The following is a 21,301-nucleotide window of genomic DNA, read 5'->3' as shown; positions in this document are numbered from 1 at the left end:
GGGATCGACCCCGGTGCCGGGCGCCCGTCACCCGGCGGGGGTGCGGCTCAGCGCCGCGGGGACGCGGTGCGGAGCGAGCGCTCGGGCACCGGCGCGTCCCCGCTGGCCCGCTGCCTCCGGTGGTACTCGGCGGCCTCCGTCTGCCGCCGCGCCTCCTCGCCGGTGGCCACGTCCATCCGGACGTGCTCCGGCTCGTAGCCCCAGGCGTCCACGAGGTCCTGGGCGTGCGGGCGCAGGCGGTAGGCCAGCCGGTTGATGTACTGCCGCAGGGTCCGGGCCCGCTGGGGGGAGATCCGGCCGTTCTCCAGGAACCACCCGAGGTCGTCCTCGATCACGCGCAGCGCGAAGAGGTCGCGCAGCCACGTCAGGACCTGGCGGGTGTGCGGGTCCTCCACCGACTCCAGCGCCCGGGTGAACGCCTCCCACTCCAGCAGCTCGGCGTGGTTGCGCGCGGCGTCGATCAGCTCGGTCTGGTGGCGGTTGAACGTGGCCGCCTGCTCGGCACGGGACCTGCGGGCCACCGGCAGCAGGGCCTGGGCCACCGCGCCGGTCTTGGTGCGCACCCGGTCCTCGAGCAGGGCCCGCTGCACGTCCGTCTCCTTGAACCAGTTGGCGCTCTTGCGCTCGGAACCGGCGTCGTGGACCGACTGGGCCACGCGGCGCAGCCCGGAGCGGTGGACCACGGCGTTCGTGGCGTGGGCGACCACGAACCGCGAGAGCGCGCCCACCGAGAAGCCGGAGAGCTCCCGGGAGTAGTCCGCGAGCAGCCGCTTGCCCACGAGCTGGAGCAGGACGTTGTTGTCCCCCTCGAAGGTGACGAACACGTCCAGGTCCGCGCGCAGCGAGGTGAACCGGTTCCGCGCCATGAACCCGGCGCCGCCGCACGCCTCCCGGCACTCCTGCAGGGTGTCGAGGGCGTTCCACGTCGCGAGCGGCTTGATGGCCGCGGCGAGGGTCTCCAGCTCCTGCCGGTCGTCGTCCGTGTCCGCCTCCCCGGAGAAGACGGCGTCGAACTTCTCCAGCAGCTCGTTGGCGGCGAGGGCGTCGGCATAGGTCCGCGCCAGCCGGTCGATCAGCCGCCGCTGGTGCAGTTGGTAGTCCAGCAGCACCTCCTCGTGCGTCTCCGAGGACGCGTTGAACTGGCGGCGCTCGTTGCCGTAGGTGATCGCGCCCTTCAGCGCCAGCGCCGAGGCGGCGGCCCCGGACAGGGCCAGCGAGACGCGGCCCTGGACGAGGGTGCCGATCATGGTGAAGAAGCGGCGCCCGGGGGAGTCGATGGGGGAGGAGTAGGCACCCTCCGCGTCCACGCTGCCGTACCGGTCCAGCAGGTGGGTCCGGGGCACGCGCACGTGGTCGAAGTGCAACCGGCCGTTGTCGATGCCGTTGAGCCCGCCCTTGAGCCCGTCGTCCTCCCCGCCCACGCCGGGCAGGAAGGCCCCGGTGGCGTCCCGCAGCGGGACGAAGAAGGCGTGCACCCCGTGGTTGACGCCGCGCGTGATGAGCTGGGCGAACACCACGGCCGCCCGGCCGTGCAGGGCGGCGTTGCCGAGGTAGTCCTTCCACGCGGCCTTGAACGGCGTGTGGATCTCGAACTCGTCCGTCTCCGGGACGTAGGTGGCGGTGGTGCCGAGCGAGGCCACGTCCGAGCCGTGGCCGATCTCCGTCATGGCGAACACGCCGGGCAGCTCGAGGCTCATCGCCTGCGGCAGCCAGGCCTCGTGGTGGCGGCGGGTGCCCAGGTGCAGGATCGCGGCCCCGAACAGGCCCCACTGGACACCGGACTTGATCTGCAGGGAGGGATCGGCGGTGACCAGCTCCACGAAGGCGGCGATGTTGCCCCCGTGGTCGTCGGCCCCGCCCAGGGCCGCGGGATAGGCCCGCTGCACCGCGCCGAGGTCCACGAGCAGCTGCAACTGACCCAGCACGCGGTCGCGGTGCTCGGCGAGGGACAGGCCCTCGATGCGGTGCAGGGCCGGGTCCTTGACGTTCTCGCGCGCCTCGCGCCGGACGGCGGCCCAGCGCCCCAGCAGCAGCTCCTGCAGGCGGTCCGTGTCCAGTCCGCCCGGCTCGGCCGGGGTGGCGGCGCTCGAGGGCGCCGCGGGCGTCCGGCCCGCGGGGGACGCGGTCCCGTCCGGGGCCGTGGCGGCGGCGTGGTCGACGGCGGCGTCGGGCCCGGTCGCGTCCGGCACGGGCGTGCCGGGTCGGGCGGAGGAGGCGGAGGTGGTGCTCATGGCAGGTCCTGTCGATCGGTCGGGGCGGCGGGTTCCGCCGCCGCGGGCGGGGAGGGTGCCGGGTACGTGCCGGCCAGTCCGGTCGTCAGCCAGGCGGTGAGGGTCCGGGCCAGGCGGTCCGCCGGGGGGCGCTCGGCCGCCGGGGTGGCCAGCCAGGTCTCGCCGGCGGAACGCACCATGCCGATCGCGGCGCGCGGCCAGTACCACGTGGGGGAGGTCGGCGAGGGCTCGCGGCCCTGCTGGCGCAGGTAGTCGCGGAAGTGCACGTCCATCACGGCGGCGATCCGCTCGAAGAACCCCGCCATGGCGGCCGGCTGCCCACCGGGCGCGGCACCACCGCCGGCCTCGGCGGCCTCCGGGGGCAGCCGCGTCGAGAAGGCGTAGACGTTCGGGGACGACTCGGCGAGCGTCAGGTAGATCGAGACCATGGCGTGCAGCCCCTCGAGGGCGTGGTCCGAGGTGGCGGCCGCGGCGAGCAGCTCGCGCTCCATGAACCCGATGGCCCGCTCGCCGACGGCGGCCTGCAGGCCGTTCTTGTCCCCGAAGTAGCGGTAGAACACGCTCTTGGACGTGCCCGCGTGGGCGGCGATCTCCTCCATGGAGGCCTGCGGGCCGAGGTCGTGGACGGCCCGGCGGGCGGAGCGGATGAGTTCGCTCCGGCGCTGCTGGCGGTGCCGGTCCCATCGGGTGCTGCGCCCGTCCAGGGAGGCCGGCGGGCCGGCGGGTGGCGGGGTGGTGGGGGCCTCGCCGCCGTGGGAGGGGGCCGCGGCCCGCCCGCGGCGGACGCCCCGGATGCTGGTGTTCACGATACCGAGCGTATCAGGTACTGTGGGTCGCAGTAACCCGCGTCACAACCGCGCCGGTCCGTCGCGGCCGGCTCCCACCGCTCCCGAAGGGACCACCATGACCGACAGCACCCCCCGGAACGCCCCCGCGCCCACCCCCGGCCCCGCCGCCGGACCCGCCCCGGCCGCGGTCGCCGGCGGCCCGGTTCGCCCGGCCCTGGTGATCGGCGGCAACCGCACCCCGTTCGCCCGGTCCCACGGCGCCTACGCCCGGGCGGGCAACCGGGAGCTGCTCACGGCCGCGCTGGACGGCCTCGTGGCCCGCTTCGGGCTGCAGGGGGAACGGCTCGGGGAGGTGGCCGCCGGCGCGGTGCTCAAGCACAGCCGCGACTTCAACCTCACGCGCGAGGCCGTGCTGGGGACGGCGCTGGACCACGCCACCCCGGCACGCGAGGTGCAGGTCGCGTGCGCCACCGGCATGGAGGCCATCGGCTCGCTGGCGGACAAGATCCGCCTCGGACAGGTCGACTCGGGCATCGGCGGGGGAGTGGACAGCATCTCGGACGCCCCGCTGGTCATCAACGACGCAGCCCGCTCGGTGGTGATGGAGCTCCACCGCGCCCGCACGCTCCAGCAGCGGCTGCGGGCGGTCCTGCGCCTCCGGCCCGGCCACCTCGTGCCCGAGGCCCCGGGCACCGAGGAGCCCCGGACCGGACTGTCCATGGGCGAGCACCAGGCGCGCACCACGCAGCGGTGGGGGATCACGCGCAGGGCCCAGGACGACCTGGCCCTGGCCAGCCACCACCACCTGGCCGCGGCCTACGACCGGGGCTTCCTCGACGACCTGCTCACGCCCTTCGGCCCCCTCACGCGGGACGACAACCTGCGTCCGGACACCACGGCCGAGAAGCTGGCCTCGCTCAAGCCCGTCTTCGGCCGCGACCTGGGCGAGGAGGCGACCATGACGGCCGGCAACTCCACGCCGCTCACGGACGGCGCGTCGGCCGTGCTGCTCGGCTCGGAGGAGTGGGCGGCGGCCCGCGGCCTGCCCGTGCTGGCCGAGTTCGTGGACTACGAGACGGCGGCCGTCGACTTCGTGGACGGGGACGAGGGCCTGCTCATGGCCCCGGCCTACGCCGCCCCGCGGCTGCTCCGGCGCCAGGGCCTGGCGCTGCAGGACTTCGACTTCTACGAGGTCCACGAGGCCTTCGCCGGCACCGTGCTGGCCACGCTCGCGGCCTGGGAGTCGGAGGAGTTCTGCCGCGAGCGGCTCGGCCTCGACGCCCCGCTCGGTGCGATCGACCGGTCCCGGCTCAACGTCACCGGTTCCTCCCTCGCGGCGGGACACCCGTTCGCGGCCACCGGCGGGCGCATCACGGCCACCCTGGCGAAGCTGCTGCACGAGAAGGGGCCGGGCTCGCTCGGGCTCGTGTCCGTGTGCGCCGCCGGAGGCCAGGGCGTCGTCGCCATCCTCCGCGGTCGCTGAGCCCCCGCGGCCCCGCCCCGTTCCGCCAGCCCGCCCGACCCAGCAGCCCGACAGCCCAGGAGCAGCGCGCCCGTGAGCACCGATACCTACACCGCCCTCGTCAACCAGCCCCTGGGCCGGAGGCTGGCCGCCTCCCTCGGCCTGCCGCAGCCGGCCCTGCTGCGCCGGTACCGGCCGGGACAGGAGCTCGTGGAGGGCTCCGTCCTCGTCCTCGGCCGCGGCCCGGTGGCCGAGGCGGCCGCCACCGTCCTGCTGGACTGGGACCAGGACGTGCGGCGCCACCCGGCCCCCGGCGACCGGTACGGGGCCGTCGTCGCGTGCTTCGACGACGTCGCCACCCCGGCCGACCTCTCCGCCACCGCCCTGGTGCTCGGCTCCGTGCAGCGGCAACTGGGGCCCAGCGCGCGGGTGGTGACCGTCCTGCGGGACCCGGCCGCCGCCGCGGACCCCGCGGTCCGGGCGGCCCGCCAGGGCGTCGAGGGGCTCACCCGCTCGCTGGCCCACGAGATGCGCCGCGGGGCCACGGCCAACGGCCTCGTCCTCGGCGAGGAGGTCGCCGCCGGGGCGCCGGGCGCGGTGGGCGCCCTGCGCTTCCTGCTCTCGGCCCGCAGCGCCTTCGTCTCCGGGCAGTTCCTGGCCGTGGGCTCGCCGGCGGGCGCGCTGCCCCGGGACTGGGCGCAGCCCCTGTCCGGCCGGGTGGCCGTGGTCACCGGGGCGGCCCGCGGCATCGGGGCGGCGATCGCCCGGACCCTGCACCGGGACGGCGCCACCGTGGTCGGGGTGGACGTCCCGGCGGCCGGCCAGGCCCTGGCGGACGTGGCCAACGAGGTCCGCGGCACGGCGCTGCAGCTGGACATCACCGCCCCGGACGCCGGGGAACGCCTCCTGGCCCACTGCCGGGACCGCCACGGGCGGCTCGACATCATGGTGCACAACGCCGGCATCACCCGCGACCGCAAGCTCGCGAACATGGACGCCGGGCAGTGGGACCCCGTGATCGCCGTCAACATCGAGGCGCAGCTGGCGATCAACCGCGTGCTGCTGGCCGCCGGTCCGGACGTGGTGCCGGGGCCGCTGCGCATCGCCGCCCTGGCCTCCACCTCCGGCATCGCCGGGAACGCCGGCCAGGCCAACTACGCCGCCTCGAAGGCCGGCGTGATGGGGATGGTCGCCGCCACGGCGCCCCTGCTCCAGGGCCGGGGGACGGTCAACGCGGTGGCCCCTGGGTTAATCGAGACGGAGATGACGGCCCGGATGCCCCTCGCCCGGCGGGAGGCCGGCCGCCGGCTGAACTCCCTGGCACAGGGCGGACGGCCGGAGGACGTCGCGGAGGCCGTGGCCTTCCTGGTGTCCGACTCCGCCGGCGGCACCACGGGGACCACCCTGCGGGTGTGCGGCCAGGGCTTCATGGGGGCCTGAGGTGGAGCGAGAGACCATGCCCTCCCTGGCCGCCGGCTACCGTGCGGCGCTGTCCGCCGCCGCCGGCGACGCCGTGCTGCGGCGCCGTCGCCCGCAGCGGCTGCCCGCGCGCACCGTGGTGGTCCGCGACCACGTCATCGGGGAGGACCTCGTCCGCTCCCATGCGGCGCTGTACCCGCACACGGGCCGGTCCTCTCGCGGCGACCTGCCCTCGGTGCTCGTCCACGTCGCCGCCTTCCCGGCAGCGATGGCCCTGGTGTCCGCGCCGGACTTCCCGCTGCCGCTGCTGGGCCTCGTGCACCTGCGCAACCGCGTGCACCACCGGCGGCCCGTCCCGGCGGGCGTTCCCCTGCAGGTCGCCGCCACGGCCACGGGCCTCGCGCCGCACCCGGCCGGGACCGCCGTGGACCTCGTGGTGACCGTGCACGGACCGGACGGCCCCGGCGCCCCGGCCGCGGAACCGCTCTGGGAGGGGACCTCGACCTACCTGGCCCGGGGTGTCCGGCTGGACGGCCACGAGAGGCCGGAACGGCCCGCACGACCGGGCTTCGAGGCGCCGCCGCTGACGGCGCGGTGGCGGCTGCCCGCCGCGACGGGGCGCCGGTACGCCGCCCTCTCCGGCGACTACAACCCCATCCACCTGAACCCCCTGGCCGCCCGCGCCCTCGGCCAGCCCGGCATGATCGCCCACGGCATGTACCTGGCCGGGCGCATGCTGGCGGGCCGGGAGCCGGCGGGTGCCGGACACCGCTGGGAGATCGACTTCGCGACGCCGGTGCGGCTGCCGGGGACGGTGGACGTGTCCGTCCGCCACCCCGCGGACGGGCTCACGGAGGTCACGGCGTGGGATCCGCGCCGCCTCCGGCCGCACTTCACCGGGCGGATCGCGCTGCCGGGTCCGCGGGACGGTCAGAGTGCCGCGTAGGCCCGCGTCATGCGGTCGGCCATCGCGTCCCAGCTGAAGCCCCGCGCCCTCCGGGCGGCGGCCGGGCCGAGGGCACGCCACGCCGCGGGATCCGCGAGGACGGCCTCGAACGCGTCGGCCCAGTCCGCCGGGTCGAGGGAGTCCACGAGCCGGCCGGTCACGCCGTCGGCCACGGCGTGCACGAGTCCGCCCACCCGGTGGGCGAGGACGGGGGTCCCGCAGGCCTGGGCCTCGAGGGCCACGAGCCCGAAGGACTCCGAGAAGCTGGGCACCGCCACGACGTGGGCGGCGCGGAAGGCGGCCGCCAGGTCCGGCGCACTGACCGGCCCCGAGGTGCTCACCACGTCCCCGAGGCCCTCCTGGGCCACGATCGCGTCCAGGTCCAGCTCGTGCCGGCCCGAGGCCGCCCCGGTCAGGTGCAGGGCCAGCGGCGGCGGTCCGCCGTGGCGGCGCCGCAGCAGCCCGAGCGCGCGCAGGAGCACCTGCGGTCCCTTGTGGCCCTGGATCCGGCCGGCGAACAGGACGTTCAGCGGGGCGGGCCGGCCCGGCCAGCGGACGGGGCCGTGCTCGGTGAAGACCGTGGTGTCCACCCCGGGCGGGATGACGGTGATGCGGTCGGCGTCCGCGCCGTAGTGGTCCACCAGTTCCTCGCGCTCGGCGGGGGTGTTCGCCACGAGCAGGTCCGCGGCGGAGGCGATCTGCTGCTCGGCGGCCTCCCGCTCCTCCGGCTCGGCGGACCGCCGGTCCCGGGCGTTCTTCACCGCGGCCATCGTGTGCATCGTGTGCACCAGCGGGGCGCGCAGGGAACGGGACACGGCCAGCCCGGCCAGCCCGGAGAGCCAGTAGTGGGAGTGGACGATCCACCGGCAGTCCTCGCCCTGGCACCCCCCGGCGGCGGCCAGCACGCCCGGCGCGGCGGCGGCGAAGTCGTCCACCCAGCGGGGCAGGTCCTCCTTGGCCACGGGGCCGGCGGGTCCGGCGGGGACGGGCAGCACGGTGGCCCGCGCCGCGCCCGCAGCGGCGGGCACCGGCAGGTCCTCGGCGCGCTGGCCCGCACGGTCGCGCCGGGTCAGCACCCACACCCGGTGGCCCGTGGCGGCCAGCCGGATGGCGAGGTGGCGCACGTAGACGTTGAGGCCCCCGGCGTCGCCCTGCCCCGGCTGCGCCAGGGGAGAGGTGTGCAGGGACACCATCACGATGCCGAAGGGCTCCGGGGCCGGAGCGCTCATGGCCGGCCGCTCACGGCCGGCCGTGCACGGACTCGTCCCGGGCCGCGCGCGTGCCACCGGCCGCTCCCGCCGCGGAGGGCTCGCCCCGCAGCTCGGCGTCCACGGCGTCCAGCAGCCGCGCGAAGCCGGGGACGTCGTCGAGCCGGTCGATGAGCACGGGCCGGCCCGTGGCGTCGGCCAGCGGGATCTCCCAGTTGGGGTACTCGTCCTGTCCCGTGCCGGGCTGGTTCTGGATGCGCCGCTCGCCCACCGCGTCCACGAGCGCGACGCCGTGCAGCAGGGAGGGGGCGCGGGCGAGGTAGCGGTGCAGGGCCACCACGACGTCGGCCACGGCCGCCGGGTCGGTGAGGTCCGGTGCCGGCCCGGTCGGCAGGAACCCGTCCTCGACGAGGGCGTGCAGGAACGCGTCGCGCTCGGCCGCGGCGCGCCGTCGCTCGTCCGCGGCGTCCCCGGCGAGCAGTCCGAGCCGCTCGCGCAGGTCCAGGTGCAGCCCGGCGAGGTAGCCCGCGGTCGGGGGCAGGTCGTGCGTGTTCACGGAGGACAGGCAGCGCGAGCGGTACTCCCGCGGCGGACGCGGCCGGCCGTCGCGCTGCTCGAACCACAGGATCGAGGTGCCCAGCAGTCCCCGGCGGGCCAGGTAGTCCTGGACCCACGGCTCGAAGGTGCCCAGGTCCTCGCCGACGACGACGGCGCCGGCCCGGTGGGCCTCGAGGGCCAGGATGCCCACCATCGCCTCGTGGTCGTAGGTGACGTAGGCGCCCTCCGTGGGGGAGCCCCCGACCGGGACCCACCACAGGCGGAACAGGCCCAGGACGTGGTCCACGCGGATCCCCCCGGCGTGGCGCAGGATCGAGCGCAGCATGTCCCGGTAGGCCCGGTAGCCGGTCTCGGCCAGCCGCTCCGGATGCCACGGGGACTGCGACCAGTCCTGGCCCAGCTGGTTGTACATGTCCGGCGGGGCGCCCACGGACATCGAGGGGACGAGCAGGTCCTGCAGCATCCACGAGTCCGCGTTGTCGCGGTCCGCCCCGACGGCGAGGTCCTGCATGATGCCCAGGCGCATGCCGGCGCCGCGGGCGGCGGACTGGGCGGCGGCGAGCTGGGTGTCGCACAGCCACTGCAGCCAGCGGTGGAAGTCCACGTCCTCGGCGAGCTCCTCGCGCAGCCGCTCGGCCCGCGGCCCGCCGGGGACCAGGCCGGGATCCCGCCACACCGGGTCGTCGTGGGGATACGCCGAACGCAGGGCGCACCACAGGGCGAAGTCCTCCAGGCCCCGGCCCTCCGCCTCGCGGTAGGCGGCGTACGCCGCCGCGCGCTCCGGCGTGGGGGTGACTTGGTGCATCCAGCGCAGGGCCTGCAGCTTGGCGCCGTAGGCCGCGTCGCGGTCCAGGGCGTCCGGGTCGGCGTTGTCCCGGCGCCGCTGCGCCGCGAGGTCCTCGACGCGGGCGCGGCGACGGGGCCCGAGCGCGGCGTACTCGGGCACGTCCTCGATGCGCAGGTACATCGGGTGCAGGTACCGGCGCGTGGACGGGGAGTAGGGGGAGGAGACGACCGGCGGCTGCGGGGCGGAGGCGTGCAGCGGGTTGGACAGGACGTAGTCACCCCCGTGCGCGGCCGTCTGCACCGCCAGGTCGGCAAGGTCGTGCAGGTCGCCCAGACCCCAGGAACGGGAGGACCGGGTCGAGTACAGCTGGACCGCCAGGCCCCAGCCGCGCCTCTCGGCGAAGGCGTCGGCCGTCCCCAGGCGGTCCGGGACCACGACCAGCGCGGCCTCCGCGTCCTCGCCCGCGGCCAGGTGCGCCACGAGGCGGTGCCAGCCCAGGGGGAGGTCGGCGGGCAGCCGGAAGGTGGCCTGGCCGACCTGCCGGCCGGCCACGAGCTGCGGCTCGGTGAAGTCCTCGAGCTGGTCGAGGCGACGCCGGCTGCCGTCCTCCAGGGCGGCCTCCACGGTGACCGCGCTGCCGTGCGGGACGTGCACGGCCACCGACCCGCCCGAACCGGCGTGGCACACGGTGGTGGGCGGCAGCACCCGGCGCCAGGGGGCGAGGCGGCGCCGCTCGAGGGCCGCCTGCAGCCCGGCCGTGCCGTCGGCCTCGACGTGGCAGCCCAGGGCGGCCAGCACCGCGACGAGGGTGTGGTCGGCCACGGCGTGCCGCCGGCCGTCGTGGCCCTGGTAGGACGGCTGGACGCCGTGGGCGCGCGCGAGCCGTTCGAGCAGGTCACGGGCTTCGGTCATGGCGAGTGGGCCTCTTCTCACGTCCGGGGGCTCGGGACCACCGACGCGTGGCCCCGCTGTCCCGATTATTGCAGGACGCCCGGGGCCGGGCCGCCCGCCGCGGGGTCAGTGCCGCAGGGCGGGGGGAAGGCACTCCAGCTGCCGCCGGCTGAGGCCGGAGCGGATCCGGCGCCGCTGCGCGGGCGTGTAGGCCGGCGCGGGCTCCGTCTTGACAGGGGTGCGGGAGGACCACGTGTAGGTGACCGAGAACCGGTCCCGGGCCACCGGGGGAGTGGCCCGGTGCAGCAGCCGGCAGTTGTCCGCCACGATCGCGGTCCACCGCGGCCCGGTGACCAGCCGGGCGGTGGCCTCCGGGACGGCGGCCCCGAGCCGCCGGTCGTCCACGAAGCCGGCCACGTACCCGAGCCGGTCCACCGCGTCCAGGCTGGCGGCCAGGGGGAGGTAGGCGTAGGGCCCGCCCGCCTCGTCGACGTCGTTGAGCCAGACCAGGACCTTGACGGTGCGTCGGTCCTCGGCGTCGCGGTGCCACTGCCGGACCCCCTCGGCCCGGCTGTCGCCCACCTCGCGCCGCACGTCTGCCCCGTAGTACCGGGCCGGGACGCCGAGGTAGTTCTCCACCACGTCCAGCAACCGGTCCTGCAGTCCCCAGTGCCAGACGGAGAGGTCCGCGAGGAGGTCGTCCGGGGTGGGGCGCACGGTGCTGGCCCCTCGGGGCGGGACCGCGGCGAGCGACTGCGTCAGGCCCTCGAGGGCGGCCAGGAGGCCGGTCGTGCCCGGGACCGCCAGGTCCTCGAGCGGGCCCACCCTGATGGCGTCCCGGTGGAGGGCGGACACGAGGGAGGCCTGCTCGGGGTCCAGCGGGGGCAGGTGCGGAGCCCACCGCCGCCGGCGCTCCTCGTGCCGGCCGTCGGCGGCCCACCGGGCGGGCGGGAACCGGGAGAGGAACTGGCGCTTGGCGCGGTTGGCGGCGCGCCCCAGGGCGGAGGCGCTGGTGAGCGAGGTGGTCATGGACCGAACGGTAGTGACGGATCGGACCGCTGACGAGGGAGGAGATCCGTCCACGTGGAGATCGAGTACCGGCTGCCGGTAGCCTCCCGGACGCCGGCCCCGTGGTGAGACGACCGTGGGGCCGGTCTCGAAGACCGGCCCCACGGGCCCCGGTCGAACCGGGTCATCACCAGTGCGCGAGGGGGGACTTGAACCCCCACGCCCTTGCGGGCACAGCGACCTCAACGCTGCGCGTCTGCCAATTCCGCCACTCGCGCGCACTGCCTGCCTCGAAAGGCAACGACGAACAGCCTAGCACGGTTCCCGGGGTGCTCGTGACCATCCGGCCCGACGGGCCGGTGGCGGGTGCCGGGAGACGGCCCGGGGACCCCGGCCGGGGAGGGGGCCCTGACTACAGTGGGGGCATGAGCCCTGGATCCCGGCCCGCCGCCGACCGTCCGTCCGCCCTGCGCGAGGAGGTGGTGGAGACGTGCCGGGACCTCATCCGGATCGACACCACCAACTACGGGGGCAACGACGCCCGGGGTGAGCGCGAGGCCGCCGAGTACTGCGCGGCGGCGCTGCGCGAGGCCGGGCTCGAGCCGCGGATCTACGAGTCCTCTCCGGGGCGCGCCACGGTCGTGGCCCGGATGGCCGGCTGGGATCCGGACGCCCCCGCCCTCGTGCTCCACGGGCACCTGGACGTGGTGCCCGCCGAGGCCTCGGAGTGGAGCGTCGACCCGTTCGCCGCCGAGCTGCGCGACGGCATGGTCTGGGGCCGCGGGGCCGTGGACATGAAGGGCATGGACGCCATGATCCTCACCGTCCTGCGCGAGCTGCACCGCGGCGGACGCAGTCCCCGCCGTGACATCGTCGTCGCCTTCTTCGCGGACGAGGAGGCCGGTGGCGTCCACGGCGCCCAGTGGATGGTCGACGAGCACCCCGAGGTGTTCGCGGGGGCCACCGAGGCCGTGAGCGAGGTCGGCGGCTTCTCCACCGAGATCCGCGGCCGCCGCGCCTACCTGCTGCAGACCGCGGAGAAGGGCCTGGCCTGGCTCAACCTCAGCGCGGTGGGGACCCCGGGCCACGGCTCCGGGGTGCACCCGGACAACGCGGTCACCCGGCTCGCGGGCGCCGTCGAGCGCATCGGCCGCCACGAGTGGCCGGTGGAGTACACCAAGACCACCCGGGCGCTGCTCGAGCAGGTCGCCGAGATCTGCGGGGTGGACTTCGACGAGGCCGACCCCGCCCCCCAGCTGGAGGCCCTCGGCACCGCCGCCCGGTTCGTGGGCTCCACGCTGCGCAACAGCTCCAACCCCACGGGCCTCACGGCCGGGTACAAGCACAACGTGATCCCGGGTCGGGCCCGGGCCACGGTGGACGTGCGCTTCCTGCCGGGGCAGGAGGAGGAGGTCATGGCGACGCTGCGCGCCCTGGCCGGGGACGGGGTGACGTTCTCGTCCGAGCACCGGGACATCTCCCTCGAGGTCCCGTTCTCCGGGGACCTCGTGGACCTCATGGTGGCGTGCGTGCAGGCCGAGGACCCCGGCGCGCCGGTGCTGCCGTTCATGATGTCCGGCGGCACGGACAACAAGTCCCTGTCCCGGCTGGGGATCGCCGGCTACGGCTTCGCCCCGCTGCGGCTGCCCGCTGACCTCGACTTCACCGGCCTGTTCCACGGGATCGACGAACGCGTCCCGGTGGACTCCCTCGAGTTCGGCTGCCGCGTCCTGCTGCGCCTGCTCGAGCCCCGCTGAGACCCCGCCCCGGCCCCGACCGAAGGAGCGCCATGCCCCTCCCGCACGATCCCCGGATGGCCGCCGTCGGCTCCGTCCTGGCGCCGGAACTGCTGGCCGGAGTCCGCGCCCGGGCCGCCGGCTACGACGAGTCCAACGCCTTCCCGCGGCAGGACCTCGAGGAACTCGCCGCCGTCGGCTACCTCGGCGCCCTGGCACCGCGCGGGGTGGGGGGCCTGGGCTGGGACCTGGGCACCGTCGTCGCCGCGCAGCGGGTGCTGGCCATGCACGCCCCCGCCACCGCCCTGGCCGTCAACATGCACCTGGTCTGGAACGCCGTGGCGACCGTGCTCGCCGGCCGGGGCGACGACTCGCTGGCGTTCATCCACCGGGAGTCCGCCGCCGGGGAGGTGTTCGCGTTCGGCATCTCGGAGCCCGGCAACGACGCGGTGCTGTTCGACTCCGCCACGGTGGCCGAGCCCCTCGGGGACGGCTCCTACCGCTTCACCGGGACGAAGGTCTTCACCAGCCTGTCCCCGGCGTGGACGCGGCTGGGCCTGTTCGGCGCCACCCCGGACGGCGAGCAACTGGTCTTCGGGTTCCTCGAGCGCTCGGCCGGGGGGTGGTCCGCCGACTCCTCCGGCTGGGACATGCTGGGCATGCGCGCCACCCACTCGCACACGACGCGGCTCGAGGGAGCCGTGGTCCCGGCGGAGCGGATCGTCCGCCACGTGCCGGCGGGGCCGAACGCGGACCCGCTGACCTTCGGCATCTTCGCCGGGTTCCTGACGCTCGTGGCCGCGGTCTACACGGGCATCGGCGACCGGGCGGTGGAACTGGCCGCGGAGGGCCTCGCCCGCCGGACCTCGCGGGTGACGGGGCGGCCCCGGTCCCAGGACCCGGTGCTGCGGCACAAGGCGGGGGAGGCCGCCCTGCGCCAGCAGGCGGTGCACGCCCAGCTGCGCTCGGTGGCCCAGGACCTCGACGCCGGCGCGGACCTGGGCGCGGAGTGGTTCCCCCGGCTGGTGGCCGCCAAGACCCAGGCGGTGCGCACGGCGCGGGCGCAGGCCGACTTCGCCCTCGAGGCCTCCGGCGGGGCCGCCTACCACCGTGGCCACGAGCTCTCCCGGCTGTCCCGCGACGTGCTGGCCGGGCTCTACCACCCCTCGGACGACGAGTCCGCGCACCGGACCCTGGCGACGTTCCTGCTCGGGCCGCCCGACCCGGAGGCGGGCGGGCCGGCTAGCCGGTGAGCGTCGACTCCACGCGCATCACGCGGCGGCGCATCCAGTACCGGCGCGCCCCGCCCCGGTAGAGGATCGAGCGCTGCAGCTCCCACTTGCCGTACTCGGCGTGCTCCACCACGCGGCGGCGGGCCGCGGCGAGCGAGTCCCGGGGAGCCACCGTCATGACGAGGTACTCCCAGTTGTCCCGCCGGTGCAGGGACTCGAGGCCGCTGGTGGTCTCCTCGTGGCGCATGGGGCTCCTTCGCAGGACACGTGCGGGCGTGACGTTGAAGACCCTATGCCAGACCTCGGCGGAGCGGCTACCGTGGTGCCCATGAGCATCGATCCGCGCGTGGCCCTGGAGGCCCTGGTTTCCGCATTTCATGAACACCTGGCCGCCGCGACGAGCAAGCGGGACGATGACGACCCGGCCGTCGAGGCCGCGTTCTTCGGCGTGGCCGACGCCTTCGAGGCCTACGAGGACGCCCTGTACGCGGCCACGGGCGAGTTCACCCCGCTCGACGTCTACGACGACGAGGACGACGACGCGGACGAGGAGATGGACGACGAGGACGACCTCGAGCCCATCACCTGACCCGCACCGGCCGGGAGGACCTCCCGCCGCCCCGCAGCACCCCCACGACCCTCCCGCAGGCCCCGGCCGGCGGGAGGGTCGCTGTCCGGGGCGGCCCGCGCCGGTGACGTAGGGTTCTCTGATGTGAACTGGTTAGAAGCGATCATCCTGGGCCTCGTCCAGGGGCTGACGGAATTCCTCCCCATCTCCTCGTCCGCCCACCTGCGGATCGTCGGGGAGTTCCTCCCCGGAGCCGCCGACCCCGGGGCCGCCTTCACCGCCATCACCCAGATCGGCACCGAGCTGGCCGTGCTGATCTTCTTCTGGCGGGACATCGTCCGGATCGTCTCCCGGTGGTTCCGCTCCCTCACCGGCTCGGTGCCCCGCAACGACCCCGACGCCCGGATGGGCTGGCTCATCATCGTCGGCTCCGTGCCGATCGGCGTGGCCGGCCTGCTGTTCGAGGAGTACATCGACACCACGTTCCGCTCCCTGTGGATCGTGGCCACCATGCTCATCGTCTTCGGGCTGCTGCTGGCCGTGGCCGATTCCCTGGGGCGCCAGGCCAAGCCGCTGGAGAAGCTCACCGTGCGCGACGGCATCCTCTACGGTCTCGCCCAGATGATGGCGCTGATCCCGGGGGTGTCCCGCTCGGGCGGGACCATCACCATGGGCCTGGCCCTCGGGTACACCCGCGAGGCCGCCACGCGGTACGCCTTCCTGCTGGCGGTGCCGGCCGTGTTCGCCTCCGGGTTCTACAAGCTGTTCAAGGCCCTGGCCGAACCCGGCCAGCAGGGCGCCTACGGGATGGTCGAGACGGTCGTGGCCACCATCGTGGCCTTCGTCGTCGGCTACGTCGTCATCGGCTGGCTCATGCGGTTCATCTCCACCAACTCGTTCAAGCCCTTCGTCTGGTACCGCCTGGGGCTCGGCGTGGCGCTGTACGTGCTGCTCGGCCTGGGCGTGATCCATGCCTGACCCCCGAATCCTCCCCCGCACCCCCCACACCACCGAGAAGCCGAGGACGACTGAGCGCCCCATGGAATCCTGGAACACCCCGCTGCCGGCCCTGCTGCCCGTCCAGCCGGACCGGCTGAAGGTCCACGACACGGCCACGCAGTCCACCCGCCACCCGGGCAACCTCGCCGAGGCCTCGCTGTACGTGTGCGGGATCACCCCCTACGACGCCACGCACCTGGGGCACGCCAACACCTACGTCACCTTCGACCTGCTGAACCGGTACTGGCGCAGCTGCGGCCTGCCGGTGACCTACGTCCAGAACGTCACGGACGTGGACGACCCGCTGCTGGAGCGCGCGGCGGCCACCGGGGTGGACTGGCGGGAGCTGGCCGCGGGCCAGACCGAGCTGTTCCGCTCGGACATGGAGGCCCTCAACGTCCTGGCGCCCGACCACTACGTGGGGGCCACCGAGACGGTGGACTGGGTGGTGGAGAGCGTGGAGGCCCTCGTGGCCAACGGCACCGCCTACCCCGTTCCCGGCACGGACGGCGAGCCCGACGGCGACGTCTACTTCTCCATCGACGCCGCCGAGGGCGCCACCGACTGGACCCTGGGCAGCATCGGCCGGCTCAGCGCCGCCGAGATGGGCGAGGTGTTCCCCGAGCGCGGCGGCGACCCGGACCGTCCGGGCAAGCGCAACCCGCTCGACCCGCTGCTGTGGCGCGTGGCCCGGCCCGGCGAGCCCACGTGGGACGGCGGCACCCTCGGCGCCGGACGCCCCGGCTGGCACATCGAGTGCTCGGCCATCGCCCGCCGGCTGCTGCCCGCGCCGTTCACCGTGCAGGGCGGCGGCTCGGACCTGCGCTTCCCGCACCACGAGTTCAGCGCCGCCCACGCCACCGCGGGCGACGGCAAGCCCCTGGCCCGCGCCTTCGTGCACGCCGGGATGGTCGGGCTGGACGGGGAGAAGATGTCCAAGTCCCTGGGCAACCTCGTGCTCGTCTCGAACCTGCTGCGCCAGGGCGCCGAGGCGGCGGCGATCCGGACCGCCCTGCTGTCCAACCACTACCGCAGCGACTGGGAGTGGACCCCCGCCCTGCTGGAGCGCTCCGCGCGGCGGCTGGCCCGCTGGCGCCAGGCCCTGGCCACCGAGGAGGCCGGCGACGGCGTGGCGGTGCTCGGCGCCGTGCACCGGGCGCTCTCGGCGGACCTCGACGCGCCCGCGGCGCTGGAGGAGCTCGACCGGTGGGCGGAGCGGGCCGCGGCGCGCCCGGCCGTCGAGGCCGTCCCCGAGCCCGGGCCGGACGCCCCGGCCGTGCGCACCGTCGTCGGGGGCCTGCTGGGCATCGCGCTCTGAGCCGGGCGGGGCCGGGACCGCCGCGGCGGCTACTCCCGGCCCCGCCGGCGCAGGTAGCGCTCGAACTCGCGGGCGATCGCCTCGCCGGAGGCCTCGGGCAGGTCCTCCGTGTCACGGGCCCGCTCCAGCTGCTGCACGTAGGCGGCCACGTCCGGGTCCTCGGCGGCCAGCTCGTTGACGCCGCGCTCCCACGCCTCCGCGTCCTCGGCGAGGGCCTTGAGGTCGAGGGTGACCTGCAGCAGGTCCTCCAGCCGGCGCAGCAGGGACAGCTCGGCCTTGGGGGAGGGAGCCTGGGCCACGTAGTGGGGGACCGTGGCCCACAGGGACACCGTGGGCAGCCCGGCCCGGGCGGCGGTGTCCGTGATGACCCCGACGATGCCGGTGGGACCCTCGTAGGTCGGCCGTCGGGCCCCGAGCAGCTCCCGCAGCTCCGGATCGGCGCTGGAGGGGCTCGCCGGCAGCGGCCGGGTGTGCGGCACGTCCGCCAGCAGTGCGCCCAGCATCACCACGGCGTCCACGTTCTGCTCCGCGGCGTGCGTCAGCAGCTCGGCGGTGAACGCCTGCCAGCGGTAGCTCGGCTCGGCGCCGCTGACCAGCAGCAGGTCCACGCCGTCCTCCCCGGTGCTCGCGCGGTACAGCCGGGTCTGCGGCCAGGACAGCGTGCCGAGGCCGTCGGCGTCCCGCACGACCGTGGGCCGGGTGAACTGGTAGTCGTAGTAGTCGCCGTCCGTCAGGGACCCCGCGGCGGTCGCCCCGAGCTGGCGGCGCAGCAGGTCGACCGCGTCGGTGGCGGCCTCGCCGGCGTCGTTCCAGCCCTCGAACGCCGCGACGAGGACCACCGGCCGGCGGCCCGGCACCGAGCGGGCCAGGTGGTCCGGGAGCCCGCGTGGCCGCGGCGCCGTCCCGTCCATCGGCCCCTCCGTCCCGGCGGTGCTGTCGTCCGTGTCTGCCATGGACGCCACCCTAGACCGGTGCCGCGAGCCGGTGCCAGACGTGACCCCGGGGCCGCCGCCCTAGACTGGGTGGCATGCCCACCCCCTCGCGCGCCGGCGGTCCCGGCACCCCCGTCGGTCCCGAGCCCACCGGCGACGGTCCCGCCGCCGCGGGGGCGCGGGACCTGCCCGCCGCCGTCCTGTGGGACATGGACGGCACCGTCGTGGACACCGAGCCACTGTGGAACGCGAGCCAGCGCCGCCTCGTGGAGGACGCCGGCGGCCGGTGGACGACCGGGCTCGCGCACTCGCTCGTCGGCCAGGCCCTGGACCACGGCGCGCGGCTGCTGCAGGAGGCGGGCGTGCGCCTCGGCGTGGGCGAGATCATCGAGCACACGATGGCGGACGTCGTCGCCGGCGTCCGCCGGTCCGTGCCGTGGCGCCCCGGCGCGCGCGAGCTGCTGGCCGCCCTGCAGGCCGCGGGGGTGCCCGGCGCCCTCGTGACCATGTCCCACGCCCCGCTGGCGCGCGTGGTGGCCGAGTGCGTGCCCGCCGGTTCCCTGGCCTTCCTCGTCACGGGGGACATGGTGGTGCACGGCAAGCCCCACCCCGAGCCCTACGCCACGGCCGTGGAGGTGATGGCCCGGCGCGTGCCGGGTCTCACCGCGGCCGACTGCGTGGCCGTCGAGGACTCCCTGCCGGGGCTGGAGTCGGCCGCCGCGGCCGGGGTGCCCGTGGTGGCGGTCCCGCACGTCATGCCCCTGCCCGCCGACCCGCGGTGGGAGACCTGGCCCACCCTGGCCGGCCGGACGCCCGCGGACCTGGCCCGGGCCGCACGGCGGCTGGGCGCCGGGACGGGGCGCGCGCCCGCGGCGCTGTCCGGCGGCGCGGGCGGACGGACCCCGTGAGCGCGCCCACCGACCCCCCGGCCGCCACGGCGCCGGCGGAGGCGGACCGCCGCGGCATGGTCCGCCTGGGCCGGGTGCTCGGGGTCCCCGTGGACCTGTCCTGGACGTGGTCCGTCATCGCCCTGGTGATCGTGGCGATGTTCGGCCCGCAGGTGCACGTGCTGTTCCCCGGCCTCGGCTGGGGGGCGTACGGAGTCGCCTTCCTCTACGCCGTCCTGCTGCTGCTGTCCGTGCTCGTCCACGAGCTCGCCCACGCCGCCAGCGCCCGGCTGTTCGGCTGGCCGACCACCCGGATCGTCCTGAACCTGTGGGGTGGCCACACCCAGTTCGGCTCCTTCCAGGCCTCGCCCGGGCGGTCCCTCGTCACCGCGCTGTCCGGGCCCGCCGCCAACGTGGTGCTCGCCCTCGGGGGGCAGCTGCTGCTGGCCACCGCCGCCCCCGGCGGAGTCGCGGGACTGCTGCTGGGGATCTTCACCTACGCGAACTGGCTCGTCGCCGCCTTCAACGCCCTGCCCGGGCTGCCGCTGGACGGCGGGCGCATCGTGGAGTCCGCCGTGTGGGCCCTCACCGGCAACCAGGACCGGGGGACGATCGCGGCCGGCTGGGCCGGCCGGGGGATCGTGGTGGCCCTCGTGGCCGCCGTGGTGGTGGTGCCCTGGCTCCAGGGCCACCGCCCGGACATCCCGATGATCCTCATCCTGGTCATGGTCGGCTACTTCCTGTGGGCCGGGGCCTCCGAGTCCATCCGCGGCGGCCGGCTGCGGCTGCGGGTGCCCGACCTGGCCGCGGCGCGGCTCATGCGCCCGGCCGTCGGGCTGCCGGCGGACGCCACCGTCGCCGACGTCCTGGCCCGCCCCGCCGGCACGCTCGTGGTGCTCGTCTCGCCCGCCGGCGTCCCGGAGGCGGTCGTGGACGAGGACGCCCTGGCCGCCGTCCCCGCCCAGGACGCCCGCGCGGTCCCCGCCGCGGCGGCCGCGCGCGCCCTGCCGGCCGGGGCGGTGGTCCGGGCCGGGGACGCCGGCCGCCCGCTCGTGGACCGGCTCGCGGCCGTGGACGGGGCCGAATACGCTGTACTGGCCCCCGACGGCACCGTGTGCGGCGTCCTGCGCCAGCCCGACGTCGTCGAGTGGCTCACCACGGGCCGCCGGCGCTGACGCCGCGGCCGCCTCCCACCAGGAAGACCCGCACCGCATGACCGAGCCCACGACCCCCGCCACCGCCACCGACACCGCCGTCCGCCCGGAGCCCGTCGGCGCCTCCGAGCGCCGCGGCCCCCTGCGCCCGGGCCAGCGCGTCCAGCTCAAGGACGCCAAGGGCCGGCTGAACACCATCACCCTGACCCCCGGCGGGCAGTTCCACAGCTACCAGGGCGTGCTGCGCCACGACGACCTGATCGGCGGCCCGGAGGGCGTGGTGGTGCAGAACTCCGCCGGGCATGACTACCAGGTGCTCCGCCCGCTGCTGAGCGACTTCGTGCTGTCCATGCCGCGCGGGGCGACGGTCGTCTACCCCAAGGACGCCGGGCAGATCGTCCAGATGGCGGACATCTTCCCGGGCGCCCGGGTCGTGGAGGCCGGCGTGGGCTCCGGCGGGCTGTCCATCTCCCTGCTGCGCGCCGTCGGCGACCTGGGCGAGGTGCATTCCTATGAGCGCCGCCCCGAGTTCGCGGACGTGGCCCGGGCCAACGTGCAGACCTTCTTCGGCGGTGAGCACCCGGCCTGGAGCATCCACCTGGGCGACGCGCAGGAGGAGATGACGCGGCTGCACGGGCCCGGCTCCGTGGACCGCGTGGTCCTGGACATGCTCGCGCCGTGGGAGTGCCTCGACGCGGTGGCCACCGTGCTGGCCCCCGGCGGCGCCTGGATCAGCTACGTGGCGACCGCGACCCAGCTCTCCCGGGTGGCCGAGGCGATCCGCGAGGACGGCCGGTTCACCCAGGTGGAGGCCTCCGAGACACTGGTCCGCGGCTGGCACCTGGACGGGCTGGCCGTCCGCCCGGACCACCGGATGGTGGCGCACACCGGTTTCCTGCTGCTCACCCGGCGGCTGGCCACCGGCGAGGAGGCCCTGCAGCTGAAGAAGCGCTCCAAGGTCTCGGAGTTCTCCGCCGAGGACATCGAGGCGTGGCACCCGGCGGACGAGGCCCGCTGGACCCCGCAGGCCCTCGGGGAGCGCCCGGTCACGGACAAGAAGGCCCGCAAGGCGGCCAGGGAGGCGGCCTCGATGGAGCAGAAGGGCGCCCTGCGCCACCTCGAGGACCTCTGAGGCGCCCCACGGCCGGGGGCCGTCCCGGCCCAGCGGCCGGGTGCA

18 protein-coding genes and 1 tRNA gene are annotated in these 21,301 nt (G+C 75.8%); 11 read left to right on the top strand and 8 right to left on the bottom strand.

Features of this window, described 5'->3' with window-relative positions:
• Window positions 1–47: 47 nt before the first annotated feature.
• Window positions 48–2,231 (bottom strand): acyl-CoA dehydrogenase, encoded by a 2,184-nt coding sequence (locus tag E7744_RS07675; protein ID WP_137773610.1) that lies wholly within the window; start codon window positions 2,229–2,231, stop codon window positions 48–50.
• Window positions 2,228–3,037, bottom strand: coding sequence for a TetR/AcrR family transcriptional regulator (locus E7744_RS07670; protein ID WP_246858350.1), 810 nt, complete (start codon window positions 3,035–3,037; stop codon window positions 2,228–2,230). Before E7744_RS07670 ends, E7744_RS07675 begins: the two co-directional genes overlap by 4 nt.
• A gap of 97 nt (window positions 3,038–3,134) precedes the next feature.
• Between E7744_RS07670 and E7744_RS07665 the strand changes: the two genes are divergently transcribed.
• The 3 genes from E7744_RS07665 (at window position 3,135) to E7744_RS07655 (ending at window position 6,846) form a co-directional block, all read left to right on the top strand.
• Complete coding sequence (locus E7744_RS07665) at window positions 3,135–4,502, top strand: acetyl-CoA C-acetyltransferase (RefSeq protein ID WP_137773609.1); 1,368 nt, start codon at window positions 3,135–3,137, stop codon at window positions 4,500–4,502.
• Between the two features lie 72 nt (window positions 4,503–4,574).
• The gene (locus tag E7744_RS07660; RefSeq protein WP_137773608.1) at window positions 4,575–5,921 is read left to right on the top strand and encodes a 3-oxoacyl-ACP reductase; all 1,347 of its coding nucleotides are present in this window, start codon (window positions 4,575–4,577) and stop codon (window positions 5,919–5,921) included.
• A gap of 16 nt (window positions 5,922–5,937) precedes the next feature.
• Window positions 5,938–6,846, top strand: a complete 909-nt coding sequence (locus E7744_RS07655) for a MaoC/PaaZ C-terminal domain-containing protein (RefSeq protein WP_137773607.1) — start codon at window positions 5,938–5,940, stop codon at window positions 6,844–6,846.
• On the opposite strand, the gene E7744_RS16160 is transcribed toward E7744_RS07655, so the two are convergent.
• The 4 genes from E7744_RS16160 to E7744_RS07640 all read right to left on the bottom strand — a co-directional run bounded on the left by E7744_RS16160 (window position 6,831) and on the right by E7744_RS07640 (window position 11,576).
• Window positions 6,831–8,075 carry a glycosyltransferase gene (locus E7744_RS16160; protein WP_246858349.1) on the bottom strand — a complete coding sequence of 415 codons (1,245 nt, stop codon included), beginning with the start codon at window positions 8,073–8,075 and terminating at the stop codon, window positions 6,831–6,833. The two genes, E7744_RS07655 and E7744_RS16160, sit on opposite strands and share 16 nt — an antisense overlap.
• Window positions 8,076–8,085: 10 nt before the next feature.
• A complete protein-coding gene (malQ, locus tag E7744_RS16155; RefSeq protein ID WP_246858348.1) occupies window positions 8,086–10,311 on the bottom strand; it encodes a 4-alpha-glucanotransferase in 2,226 nt (741 codons plus the stop codon).
• Window positions 10,312–10,416: 105 nt separating this feature from the next.
• Window positions 10,417–11,319 (bottom strand): hypothetical protein, encoded by a 903-nt coding sequence (locus E7744_RS07645; protein WP_137773606.1) that lies wholly within the window; start codon window positions 11,317–11,319, stop codon window positions 10,417–10,419.
• Window positions 11,320–11,492: 173 nt separating this feature from the next.
• Window positions 11,493–11,576, bottom strand: a tRNA-Leu gene (locus E7744_RS07640).
• Window positions 11,577–11,723: 147 nt separating this feature from the next.
• On the opposite strand from E7744_RS07640, the gene E7744_RS07635 reads away from it, so the two are divergent.
• Complete coding sequence (locus tag E7744_RS07635) at window positions 11,724–13,055, top strand: M20/M25/M40 family metallo-hydrolase (RefSeq protein WP_137773605.1); 1,332 nt, start codon at window positions 11,724–11,726, stop codon at window positions 13,053–13,055.
• A gap of 32 nt (window positions 13,056–13,087) precedes the next feature.
• The gene (locus E7744_RS07630; RefSeq protein WP_137773604.1) at window positions 13,088–14,287 is read left to right on the top strand and encodes an acyl-CoA dehydrogenase family protein; all 1,200 of its coding nucleotides are present in this window, start codon (window positions 13,088–13,090) and stop codon (window positions 14,285–14,287) included.
• Here the strand turns inward: E7744_RS07630 and E7744_RS07625 are convergent.
• Window positions 14,277–14,513 (bottom strand): DUF5703 family protein, encoded by a 237-nt coding sequence (locus E7744_RS07625; protein ID WP_137773603.1) that lies wholly within the window; start codon window positions 14,511–14,513, stop codon window positions 14,277–14,279. The two genes, E7744_RS07630 and E7744_RS07625, sit on opposite strands and share 11 nt — an antisense overlap.
• 81 nt (window positions 14,514–14,594) lie before the next feature.
• Here E7744_RS07625 and E7744_RS07620 point away from each other — a divergent pair, with 81 nt between their 5' ends.
• The 3 genes from E7744_RS07620 (at window position 14,595) to mshC (ending at window position 17,151) form a co-directional block, all read left to right on the top strand.
• Window positions 14,595–14,855, top strand: a complete 261-nt coding sequence (locus E7744_RS07620; protein WP_137773602.1) for a hypothetical protein — start codon at window positions 14,595–14,597, stop codon at window positions 14,853–14,855.
• Window positions 14,856–14,978: 123 nt separating this feature from the next.
• The gene (locus tag E7744_RS07615) at window positions 14,979–15,812 is read left to right on the top strand and encodes an undecaprenyl-diphosphate phosphatase (protein WP_137773601.1); all 834 of its coding nucleotides are present in this window, start codon (window positions 14,979–14,981) and stop codon (window positions 15,810–15,812) included.
• Between the two features lie 61 nt (window positions 15,813–15,873).
• Window positions 15,874–17,151: a cysteine--1-D-myo-inosityl 2-amino-2-deoxy-alpha-D-glucopyranoside ligase gene (gene mshC, locus E7744_RS07610; protein WP_137773600.1), complete on the top strand. Its 1,278-nt coding sequence runs from the start codon at window positions 15,874–15,876 to the stop codon at window positions 17,149–17,151.
• Between the two features lie 29 nt (window positions 17,152–17,180).
• Here the strand turns inward: mshC and E7744_RS07605 are convergent, their stop codons facing one another.
• Window positions 17,181–18,062, bottom strand: coding sequence for a PAC2 family protein (locus tag E7744_RS07605; RefSeq protein WP_137774926.1), 882 nt, complete (start codon window positions 18,060–18,062; stop codon window positions 17,181–17,183).
• 116 nt (window positions 18,063–18,178) lie between these two features.
• Here E7744_RS07605 and E7744_RS07600 point away from each other — a divergent pair, with 116 nt between their 5' ends.
• The 3 genes from E7744_RS07600 to E7744_RS07590 are packed head-to-tail and all read left to right on the top strand — an operon-like array spanning window position 18,179 to window position 21,256.
• Window positions 18,179–18,991: an HAD family phosphatase gene (locus E7744_RS07600; RefSeq protein WP_256376007.1), complete on the top strand. Its 813-nt coding sequence runs from the start codon at window positions 18,179–18,181 to the stop codon at window positions 18,989–18,991.
• Window positions 18,988–20,145 carry a site-2 protease family protein gene (locus E7744_RS07595; RefSeq protein ID WP_246858347.1) on the top strand — a complete coding sequence of 386 codons (1,158 nt, stop codon included), beginning with the start codon at window positions 18,988–18,990 and terminating at the stop codon, window positions 20,143–20,145. Before E7744_RS07600 ends, E7744_RS07595 begins: the two co-directional genes overlap by 4 nt.
• 37 nt (window positions 20,146–20,182) lie before the next feature.
• Window positions 20,183–21,256 carry a tRNA (adenine-N1)-methyltransferase gene (locus E7744_RS07590; protein ID WP_210417089.1) on the top strand — a complete coding sequence of 358 codons (1,074 nt, stop codon included), beginning with the start codon at window positions 20,183–20,185 and terminating at the stop codon, window positions 21,254–21,256.
• Window positions 21,257–21,301: the final 45 nt, after the last annotated feature.

Source organism: Citricoccus sp. SGAir0253, assembly GCF_005877055.1.
In the GTDB taxonomy this organism is placed as follows: Bacteria; Actinomycetota; Actinomycetes; order Actinomycetales; family Micrococcaceae; genus Citricoccus.
Note: the sequence above shows the minus strand (reverse complement) of the source record. Positions and strands in the feature narration are given on the sequence as shown.

Coding starts and splice junctions, on each gene's coding strand:
- E7744_RS07675 (WP_137773610.1), bottom strand. CDS start 2,231: ATGAGCACCACCTCCGCCTCCTCCGCCCGACCCGGCACGCCCGTGCCG.
- E7744_RS07665 (WP_137773609.1), top strand. CDS start 3,135: ATGACCGACAGCACCCCCCGGAACGCCCCCGCGCCCACCCCCGGCCCC.
- E7744_RS07655 (WP_137773607.1), top strand. CDS start 5,938: ATGCCCTCCCTGGCCGCCGGCTACCGTGCGGCGCTGTCCGCCGCCGCC.
- E7744_RS16160 (WP_246858349.1), bottom strand. CDS start 8,075: ATGAGCGCTCCGGCCCCGGAGCCCTTCGGCATCGTGATGGTGTCCCTG.
- malQ (WP_246858348.1), bottom strand. CDS start 10,311: ATGACCGAAGCCCGTGACCTGCTCGAACGGCTCGCGCGCGCCCACGGC.
- E7744_RS07645 (WP_137773606.1), bottom strand. CDS start 11,319: ATGACCACCTCGCTCACCAGCGCCTCCGCCCTGGGGCGCGCCGCCAAC.
- E7744_RS07635 (WP_137773605.1), top strand. CDS start 11,724: ATGAGCCCTGGATCCCGGCCCGCCGCCGACCGTCCGTCCGCCCTGCGC.
- E7744_RS07630 (WP_137773604.1), top strand. CDS start 13,088: ATGCCCCTCCCGCACGATCCCCGGATGGCCGCCGTCGGCTCCGTCCTG.
- E7744_RS07625 (WP_137773603.1), bottom strand. CDS start 14,513: ATGCGCCACGAGGAGACCACCAGCGGCCTCGAGTCCCTGCACCGGCGG.
- E7744_RS07620 (WP_137773602.1), top strand. CDS start 14,595: ATGAGCATCGATCCGCGCGTGGCCCTGGAGGCCCTGGTTTCCGCATTT.
- mshC (WP_137773600.1), top strand. CDS start 15,874: ATGGAATCCTGGAACACCCCGCTGCCGGCCCTGCTGCCCGTCCAGCCG.
- E7744_RS07605 (WP_137774926.1), bottom strand. CDS start 18,062: ATGGACGGGACGGCGCCGCGGCCACGCGGGCTCCCGGACCACCTGGCC.
- E7744_RS07600 (WP_256376007.1), top strand. CDS start 18,179: ATGCCCACCCCCTCGCGCGCCGGCGGTCCCGGCACCCCCGTCGGTCCC.
- E7744_RS07590 (WP_210417089.1), top strand. CDS start 20,183: ATGACCGAGCCCACGACCCCCGCCACCGCCACCGACACCGCCGTCCGC.